Origin of the sequence: Collinsella sp. AM36-4AA (genome assembly GCF_003467795.1) — a bacterium.
Taxonomy (GTDB): domain Bacteria; phylum Actinomycetota; class Coriobacteriia; order Coriobacteriales; family Coriobacteriaceae; genus Collinsella.
Genome location: NZ_QSHS01000019.1, coordinates 38990 through 47292, shown reverse-complemented (window position 1 = coordinate 47292; position 8303 = coordinate 38990). Strand labels below are relative to the sequence as shown.

Sequence of the window (8303 nt, the reverse complement as noted above, 5' to 3'; positions counted from 1 at the left end):
CATGCCCTTCTGGCGCGAGGACCTCTAAGTCTTTCCGTTTCCGGTGCGGTCTCCCTACAACCGCACCGGTTTCGCCCGTCAAACGGGCGACACTAATACTTACGTAATTCATTTCTTCGAAAGGAAACGAACCATGGGTGTTAACCTCTCCGGCCGTAGCTTCCTCAAGCTCCTCGACCTCACCACCGAGGAGATCGAGTACCTGCTCAAGCTCTCCAAGAACTTCAAGGACATGAAGCGCGCTGGCGTTCCGCACCGCTATCTCGAGGGTAAGAACATCGTTCTGCTCTTCCAGAAGACCTCTACTCGTACCCGCTGCGCCTTCGAGGTCGGCGGCATGGATCTGGGCATGGGCGTCACCTACCTCGATCCGGGTTCGTCGCAGATGGGCAAGAAGGAGTCCATCGAGGATACCGCCCGTGTTCTCGGCCGCATGTATGATGGCATCGAGTTCCGTGGCTTTGCCCAGGACGACGTCGAGGAGCTCGCTGCTAAGTCCGGCGTGCCCGTGTGGAACGGCCTGACCACTGAGTGGCATCCCACCCAGATGCTCGCCGACATCCTGACCGTCCAGGAGAACTTCAACTACGACATCAAGGGCAAGACCCTCGTCTTCATGGGTGACTGCAAGAACAACGTTGCTCGCTCTCTCATGGTCGTTTGCTCCAAGCTCGGCATGAACTTCGTGGCCTGCGGCCCCGAGGAGTGCATGCCCGCTGACGACGTCATCGAGGCCTGCAAGCCCATCGCCGAGGCCAACGGCTGCACCATCAAGCTGACCACCGACGTCAAGGACGGCGTCACCGGTGCCGACGTTATCTACACCGACGTGTGGGTCTCCATGGGCGAGCCTGACGAGGTCTGGGCCGAGCGCATCGCTCAGCTCACCCCGTATCGCGTTACCTCCGAGGTCATGGCTATGGCCAACCCGGGTGCCATCTTCCTGCACTGCCTGCCCAGCTTCCACGACACCAACACCACCATTGGCGCCGAGAAGTGCGAGCAGTTCGGCATCACCGAGCAGGAGGTCACCGACGAGGTCTTCGAGAGCCCCGCTTCCAAGGTCTTCGACGAGGCCGAGAACCGCATGCACACCATCAAGGCTGTCATGTACGCCACGCTCAAGTAAGAGCATCTAGCATCTCGCTCGGGGTGCATTCCTGCGCACCCCGAGCGCTTTTGTCTGGTAAAAATCTCGCACCGAGCGACATGCACGGCACGGAAGAGCCGCTTCGGGCGAGATCAGTAAATGATTTATGAAGGGGGGATGAGAACTATGACTGAGACCGCTAAGAAAAAGCGCGGTATGCCTTCATCGTTCACCATTCTTCTTGCTCTGCTGGCAATCGTCGCGGTTGTTACCGTTATCGTCTCCGGTACGTCCGGTGGCGCGGTTACCGCTGCCCGCCTGAGCGATTTCTGCACCGCCCCGGTCAAGGGCTTCGCTGACGCTCTGCCCGTCTGCCTCTTCGTTATGATCCTCGGTGGCTTCCTCGGCATGATGACCGAGACCGGCGCCCTGGACAACGGCATTGCCGTTCTGGTGCAGAAGCTTAAGGGCAATGAGATCATGCTCATTCCCGTGCTAATGTTCATCTTCTCCCTCGGTGGTACCACCTATGGTATGTGCGAGGAGACCGTTCCCTTCTACGCCCTGCTCGCCGCCACCATGATGGCTGCTGGCTTCGACCCTATGGTCGGCGCTGCCACCGTCCTGCTCGGCGCTGGCTGCGGCTGCCTCGGCTCCACGGTTAACCCGTTCGCCGTCGGTGCTGCCGTCGACGCTCTGACCGGCGTTGGCATTGAGGTCAACCAGTCCATCATCATCGGTCTCGGTGCCGTCCTGTGGATTGTTACCACTGTTATGTCCATCCTCTTCGTCATGAGCTATGCCAAGAAGGTCAAGGCTGACAAGGGTTCCACCATCCTTTCGATGCAGGAGCTCAAGGACGCCGAAGAGGCTCACGGCAAGGCTGCTTCCGAGGTTCACAAGGAGGTCAAGCTCACCGGTCGTCAGAAGGGTGTTCTGATCGCCTTTGCCTTCACCTTCGTCGTCATGATCGTCGGCTTCATCCCGCTGGCCGACCTCAACGAGGGCGTCGCCAACTTCTTCGATGCTGGCGCTGTCTATGACGCCGACGGTAACGCCATCGTTCAGGGCTGGTCTGCCCTGATCACCGGCCTGCCCATTGGCCAGTGGTACTTCGACGAGGCTTCCACCTGGTTCTTCCTCATGGCTGTCCTGATCGGTATCATCGGTGGCCTCTCCGAGAAGCAGATCGTCAACACCTTCATCACCGGCGCTGCCGACATGATGTCCGTTGTCCTCGTCATCGCTCTTGCCCGTGGTATCTCCGTCCTCATGGCTAGCACCGGCCTCGACGTCTACGTCCTCGACGCTGCCGCCAATGCTCTGGCTGGCCTGTCCGGCGTGATCTTCGCTCCCATGAGCTTCCTGGTCTACTTCGGCCTGTCCTTCCTGATCCCCTCGACCTCCGGTATGGCTACTGTCTCCATGCCCATCATGGGACCGCTGGCTGTTAAGCTCGGCTTCTCGCCCGAGGTCATGGTCATGATCTTCTCCGCCGCCATCGGTGTCGTGAACCTGTTCACCCCGACCTCCGGCGCCATCATGGGCGGTCTTGCCCTGGCCAAGATCGAGTGGACGACCTGGCTCAAGTTTGCTCTCAAGCTCATCGTCGCTCTCTCCGTCGTCTGCGCCATCATTCTGACCGTCGCCTGCGTGATGCTCTAAGTACCCCTTGGGTACCCCACGGAAACCATGACGATCCTGTAAAGGATCACCTGGTCATCGTCTGTCCGGTGGGGTAACCCCACCGGTAGACTCCTACCTTTAGCCTCCTCCCGTTCCGTGCGCGGGAGGGGGCGCTCTTGTGTTCCGGCGTTTTACCAAACGCCGGAACCACTCGACGCTGCAAGCCCGCCAGAGCGGCAATCTGACGTTCAATCGTCGGGCATGGCCAAAAGGCCTATGCCCTCCTCTTTCACGTCACCTTGCTCGCTCTGGTGGGCTTTCGCTGACTTATGCTCAACCTGCGGCGCTGCCATTGTTGGCGCAGGGGGCGGCTTGCTCGCTCTGGTGCCTGTTCGCTGTCCGTTCTCTGCCCGCGACGTTTCTGCTGTTGGTGCAAAGGGGTCAGGTTACTTTGCGCCAAAAGGGGAAGTTGCGGTGGAATAGTTCCCGTTTGGCCGTCTTGAGGGGTTAAACAGGAGCTATTTCACCGCAACTTATCGATGGCGTGTTTGGTTGGTGCCTGTTGATGGCCTGGGCATCGGGGAGGGCAGGCTCCGTTATAATCGCCTAAGACATTAAATGGAAACGGGACGGGAGCCATATATGCGCCAGGGTTTCGACAACGCGAAGTATATCGAGCTGCAGGCCGCTCATATTAAGGAGCGCATCTCGCAGTTTGGCGGCAAGCTGTATTTGGAGTTTGGCGGCAAGTTGTTCGATGACTATCATGCCAGCCGCGTGCTGCCGGGTTTTGAGCCGGACAGCAAGTTTCGCATGCTCAAGAGCATTGCCGATGACGTTGAGGTCATCATCGCGATCAACGCGAACCACATCGAGAAGAATAAGGCCCGTGGCGACCTTGGCATTACCTATGACGAGGACGTTTTGCGCCTGGTCGACCTGTTCCGCGGCAACGGTTTTGCTGTCGCGGCCGTGGTTATCACCCAGTACGCCGGCCAGCCCGCCGCCGATGTGTTCCGCAATCGCCTGAACGCGCTCGGCATTCCCGCCAAGCTGCACTATCCCATCGAGGGCTATCCGCACGACGTCGACCTGATCGTGTCTGACGACGGCTATGGCAAGAACGAGTTTGTCGAGACCTCCCGTCCGCTCGTTGTCGTGACGGCACCCGGCCCTGGCTCGGGCAAGCTCGCCACCTGCCTGTCTCAGCTCTATCACGAGCACAAACACGGCACCGCTGCCGGCTACGCCAAGTTCGAGACGTTCCCGGTCTGGAATCTGCCCCTCACGCATCCGGTCAACATCGCCTATGAGGCCGCCACGGCCGACCTCGACGATGCCAATATCATCGACTCCTTCCACTTGGAGGCCTACAACAAGACCACGGTCAACTACAACCGCGACGTCGAGGCCTTCCCGGTGGTCCGTGCTCTGATGGAAAAGATCCTGGGCAAGAGCCCCTACCAGAGCCCCACGGACATGGGCGTCAATATGGTCGGCTTTGCCATCACCGATGACGATGCCTGCCGCGACGCTTCCAAGATGGAGATCGTTCGCCGCTACTTTACCGCGGTCGAAAATGTGCGCCGTACCGGCGTGGGCGATGAGCAAGTCGACCGTCTCAAGATTATTATGAAGAAAGCCGGCATCGATAAGAACTACTCACCGGCACGCTCGGCGGCCCTCACCAGGGAACAGCTGACGGGTGGTCCCGTGGGTGCCATGGTCATGCCCGATGGCTCCGTGGTGACCGGTAAGACCTCCACGCGCCTGGGCGCCGCAAGTTCGCTCATTATGAACGCCCTCAAGCATGTCTCGGGCGTCGACCTTGAGCTCGAGGTCATTAGCGATGAGGCGATCGAGCCCATCAGCAAGCTCAAGACGCATTTCCTGGGTAGCAAAAACCCGCGCCTCCACACCGACGAGACGCTTATGGCGCTGTCGATCACCTCGGCCACGAGTGAGACGGCCGCTCGCGTCCTTTCGGGCCTGGAGCAGTTGCGCGGTTGCGATGCCTTCTTTAGCGTGATCATCTCGCCGACGGACGAGACGGTACTGCGCAAACTGGGTATCAACGTGTGCTGCGAGCCCAAGTTTGAGCGCCGCGGTTTCTTCCATCGCTAAGTTTGAAGCACCGCGGTAATTGCATTGCAGTTTGGCCGTATCGGGTTAGCGCCCGGTACGGCTTTTTGATCAATAAAGTGCCTATTTCGGCGAAAAATAGCCGTTTACCTGCCTAGAAACAATTTGAGCGGTATACAATAACCGTAACTGTTTCATCCTTAGCGGGATGCCGCATGATGGATATTACCTGCCATCGTGAGGTGTGTCGGTCGCGCACGGCGCGTTAGATGCTCGTGCTCGGTTTGAGGAGGCTGCTATGGCGGGCAAGGGTCGTGCGAGTGTCAACGATATGAAGCGTGTCGAGGTGCTGGTGTTGATGGAGATCGACCAGCAAACCGAAGACAATGGCGGGCCGTATGGTTTCTCGCGCAAAACGCTTGCCGAGCGCGTGGGGGTTTCGCCGTATCGTGCCCGCGCCGCAATCGATCGCTTGGATTCCGAAGGCATGATTGATGTCGTCTCGCGTTATAGCGACGACGGCGGTCAGCTTGCAAATGGCATTTGCCTCACCGAACGTGGCGAGTGGTATCTTGAGGGCGTCCGTACCGGCATGCTCGTTCAAGAAATGCTTGAGGACGAGGTTGCTGATCGATAGCAGCATGTAACCCTTGCCATAGCGACGCCGCCTGGGAAACCGGGCGGCGTTTTGTTTCAAGATTGAGAAATGCAATCGCACGCGAGAAAAATTGCGGACGGTCCGCGGCGCGAGTATTACAATGAAGACCCGTAAGATGTGGATAAACAACTTCTACGGGAAGCGCAGGTAACTCAATATGACCAAGCATGTGTTCGTAACCGGTGGCGTGGTTTCGTCCCTGGGCAAGGGTATCACCGCGGCCTCGCTGGGCCGTCTGCTCAAGTCGCGTGGCTACAAAGTAACGATGCAGAAGGCCGACCCGTATCTGAACGTCGACCCCGGTACCATGAGCCCGTTCCAGCATGGTGAGGTCTTTGTAACCGAGGATGGTTACGAGTCCGACCTGGACCTGGGTCATTACGAGCGCTTTATTGATGAGAACCTGACCCGCGATTCCAACTTTACGACCGGTGCCATCTACAAAAGCCTCATCGCCCGCGAGCGTCGCGGCGACTTTTTGGGCGGTACCGTGCAGGTGATTCCTCACGTCACCAATGCCATTAAGGATAAGTTCCGCCGCATCGAGGAGCAGACCGGCTCCGATGTAGTCATCACCGAGCTGGGCGGCACGATCGGCGACATCGAGTCCCAACCGTTTGTCGAGGCCATTCGTCAGTACCGCAAGGAGGCCGGCCCCGAGAACGTCTGCTACATCCACGTGTCGCTCGTTCCCTATATCGCCGCCGCCCACGAGGTCAAGACCAAGCCCACGCAGCATTCCGTCAAGGAGCTCCGCAGCTTTGGCATCCAGCCCGATATTATCGTGTTGCGCTCCGACCACCATATCGATGACGCTATCCGCGGGAAGATCGCAAGCTTCTGCGACGTCGACACCGATTGCGTCTTTACCAACGAGGACTGCGCGAGCATTTACGATGTTCCGCAGCTGCTTGCCGAGCAGGACTTTGACCTGCGCATTTGCGAGCGCCTGGGTCTGGACCCGCGTGAGCGCGACATGAGCGAGTGGAATGAGTTCCTGCGCAAACAGAATCACGCCAACCATCACGCCGACAAGGTGAAGATCGCCGTCGTGGGCAAGTACACGCAGCTGCCCGATGCGTACCTGTCGGTTATCGAGGCCCTGCACCATGCGGGCGTCTTCTACGATCGCCATGTGGACGTCCAACTGGTCGACGGCGAGAGCCTCGACGAGCAGAATGTCTCCGAGGTTCTGGGCGACGCCTCGGGCATCCTGGTCCCCGGCGGCTTTGGCAAGCGCGCCCTGGAGGGCAAGATCCTCGCGGCCGAGTTTGCCCGTGAGCACAAGATTCCGTATCTGGGCATTTGCCTGGGTATGCAGGTGGCCGTGTGCGAGTTCGCCCGCAACGTCGTCGGCCTTGCCGGCGCCAGCTCCTCCGAGTTCGATCCGGACGGCCCATTTAGCGTCATCGATCTGATGAGCTCGCAGGAGGACGTGACCGAGAAGGGCGGCACCATGCGCCTGGGCGCCTATCCGTGCAAGCTCGCCGCCGATACCCTTGCTCGCGAGGCATATGGCGAGGAGCTCGTCTACGAGCGTCACCGTCACCGCTTTGAGTTCAACAACGCCTTCCGCGACCAGCTTGAGGACGCCGGTTTGGTTATCTCGGGTCTGTCGCCCGACGAGCGCCTGGTCGAGATGGTCGAGCTGCCGCGCGACGTGCATCCTTGGTATGTGGCAACCCAGGCTCACCCCGAGTTCAAGAGCCGTCCGACCAACCCGCAGCCGCTGTTCCGAGAGTTCGTGCGTGCCTCGATCGGTCAGCACGAGGGCGTCGATCGCCTGCAGGTGACGCCCATGAACCTCGCTACGGACTAAGGGTGCCGGCGAACAAAGAACATACCGAAGCTACTCCCTCGTCGCTCGCCGTGGCGGCGGGGGAGTATCTCGATTACCTCGCGGTCGAGCGGGGTTTGGCGCGCAACACGATTGCGGCTTATCGTCGTGACCTGACGACGTACTGCGCGTATCTGGAGCGGGCGGGCATCATGTCTTTTGATGAGGTGACTCGTCAGGTCGTGGAGGGCTTTGTCGCCGACCGTCGCGATGGGGGCTATTCCGATGCCTCGGTGGAGCGTGCGCTTGCGGCCGTGAAGGGCCTGCATGCCTTTTTGGTGCGCGATGGGATTGTGGCCCAAAATCCAACGGCGGCGTTGCGCCTGCCTAAAAAGGCTGAGCGTTTGCCGGAGTATCTATCGGTGGAGGATGTCTCGGCGCTGCTCGATCAAGACTTCCCCGAGGGCGAGATGGGCTTGCGCGACCATGCCATCTTGGAAGTGCTCTACGGATGCGGCTTGCGTGTGAGTGAGTTGGTGGGGCTCGATGTTGGCGATATCCATATCGACGATGGCTTTGTGCTCGTTCGCGGTAAGGGCTCAAAGGAACGCCTGTCCCCGTTGGTGGGAAGTGCGGCGCGAGCTCTGACGCGCTATATAACTAAGGGGCGTTCTCGCTTGGCGGCCCATGCCCACGGAACCGAGACCTCAGCGGTCTTTTTAAATAAGAACGGCCGCCGTCTGTCGCGCCAGGGCATCCATGCCATCTGTGAGCGCTACGGGCGCCAGGTGGGGCTGGTGGGACTCCATCCCCATACGCTGCGTCACTCCTTTGCCACCCATATGCTTGCGGGCGGTGCAGACCTCCGTGTGCTACAGGAGATCTTGGGACATGCCGATATATCGACCACGCAGGTCTACACGCATGTCGATCGTACGCAACTGACCGAGGTCTATCTGGCGGCGCACCCGCTGGCACATCGTTAACACATCGCTGGCCTGCATATCTATAGGTATTTGGGGACGGGCCCCAGATTGCCGCGACGTGCTTTTGCGCGCGCATGGGCAATC

Annotated in this window: 6 protein-coding genes; all 6 read left to right on the top strand. The window is 59.6% G+C overall.

Translation table 11 applies throughout. The features are described 5' to 3' along the window. Positions 1-133: 133 nt before the first annotated feature. The 6 genes from argF (at position 134) to xerD (ending at position 8219) form a co-directional block, all read left to right on the top strand. Positions 134-1129: an ornithine carbamoyltransferase gene (gene argF / locus DW850_RS07080; RefSeq protein ID WP_006234279.1), complete on the top strand. Its 996-nt coding sequence runs from the start codon at positions 134-136 to the stop codon at positions 1127-1129. 138 nt (positions 1130-1267) lie between these two features. Next, complete coding sequence (locus DW850_RS07075) at positions 1268-2755, top strand: YfcC family protein (protein ID WP_369831459.1); 1488 nt, start codon at positions 1268-1270, stop codon at positions 2753-2755. A gap of 603 nt (positions 2756-3358) precedes the next feature. Continuing rightward, a complete protein-coding gene (locus tag DW850_RS07070) occupies positions 3359-4840 on the top strand; it encodes a DUF1846 domain-containing protein (protein ID WP_117786678.1) in 1482 nt (493 codons plus the stop codon). Positions 4841-5096: 256 nt separating this feature from the next. Further along, positions 5097-5435 (top strand): hypothetical protein, encoded by a 339-nt coding sequence (locus tag DW850_RS07065; RefSeq protein ID WP_040358312.1) that lies wholly within the window; start codon positions 5097-5099, stop codon positions 5433-5435. Positions 5436-5613: 178 nt separating this feature from the next. Further along, positions 5614-7275, top strand: coding sequence for a CTP synthase (locus DW850_RS07060; protein ID WP_055286060.1), 1662 nt, complete (start codon positions 5614-5616; stop codon positions 7273-7275). 2 nt (positions 7276-7277) lie between these two features. Further along, positions 7278-8219: a site-specific tyrosine recombinase XerD gene (gene xerD, locus DW850_RS07055; RefSeq protein ID WP_117584232.1), complete on the top strand. Its 942-nt coding sequence runs from the start codon at positions 7278-7280 to the stop codon at positions 8217-8219. Positions 8220-8303 lie beyond the last annotated feature (84 nt).